The organism is Streptomyces chiangmaiensis, from assembly GCF_036281785.1.
GTDB classification, from domain to species: Bacteria; Actinomycetota; Actinomycetes; order Streptomycetales; family Streptomycetaceae; genus Streptomyces; species Streptomyces chiangmaiensis.
Genome location: NZ_JAYWVC010000622.1, coordinates 1 through 1024, shown reverse-complemented (window position 1 = coordinate 1024; position 1024 = coordinate 1). Strand labels below are relative to the sequence as shown.

General features: G+C 68.8%; 2 protein-coding genes. Both read right to left on the bottom strand.

The annotated features are described in order from the left end of the window. Positions 1–542: 542 nt before the first annotated feature. Complete coding sequence (locus VXC91_RS46030) at positions 543–899, bottom strand: nitrile hydratase accessory protein (RefSeq protein ID WP_329513274.1); 357 nt, start codon at positions 897–899, stop codon at positions 543–545. Then, positions 896–1024 (bottom strand): nitrile hydratase subunit alpha (locus tag VXC91_RS46025; protein WP_329513275.1); only part of this gene is annotated, 129 nt, incomplete at its 5' end. The genes VXC91_RS46030 and VXC91_RS46025, both read right to left, overlap by 4 nt.

The window sequence follows — 1024 nt, the reverse complement described above, 5'->3', positions numbered from 1 at the left end:
GTCGGACTCGAAAGATGTGAGTTCGGTCCATGGCACCGAGCCGGGATCACTGTCGTCGAGGAAGCTCGCAAAGATCGGTTCAAGCGTCTCGGTCAGCACGTAGTTACGACCGAACGGGAGCGATTCCGGGGGCTGGGAGGAGGTCGAACAGCGCAGTTGTCCGGCTTGCTCGTCGCGCCAGACGTAGAACGTGGCGGCCCCGTGCAGACCGAGAGCCCGAAGCTGGATGCTTCTGCGGGGCGTTCAGCCCCCTACGGCCACCACTACCCGGCGGCGGACGCGGAGCGGCTGGTGCGCGCTTCGCCCGGGAACTGCTCGGCGCAGACGGCCCGGCATGGCCCTTCGCCGCTGTCAGCCCCGATTTCCTGCGCTCCACCGCCTACTACAGTGGCGAGGAGCCGCAGCGGCCGGTGTACTTCGATGCCAGCGGCTCCGACAGCGCCACGTTCGTCCGCCGGGACCGCACTGGAAACGGCCGTGGCGCAGGCACCGAGGCCTCGGGCGTCCGCCGTGAAGGTGGTGCAAGGCCGAGAGGTTGCACATCAATGCGCGTGGTCGTGATCGTCCCGGTGGTCGTGGCCTGGGGGGCGTTGGGCCAAGGTGTGGGCGCGGGTGGTGACCTCGTCGGTGGAGACGGCGCACAGGCCGGCGAGCACGTCCTCCAGGGCGGCGAGCCAGAGCCGGTAGTAGTCGTACGGCTCGTCCGGGGCCGCTGATTCCTCCCAGGCTTTGATCCGGGCGATCAGTGCGTCCCGGAATTCCGGCCAGGTGAAGGCGCCTGCCTCGTGAAGGCTGACGGCCATGCCGAAGGCGCGGCTTTCCCACGGCTCGGCGAACACCAGCTCCCCGTTGGAGCGGGGCGGTGCAGCCGGGCCCTCGATGTCCAACGGCGCGGTCATGACGCTTCGACCTTTGCCACGCCGACCATCGAGTCCCTCGACACCAACGGCACGAGTTCTTCTTCGGTCAGGTGCTCGGTGCCGGCCGGGCGCTCGGGCAGTACCAGCCAGCGGACCTCGCTGGT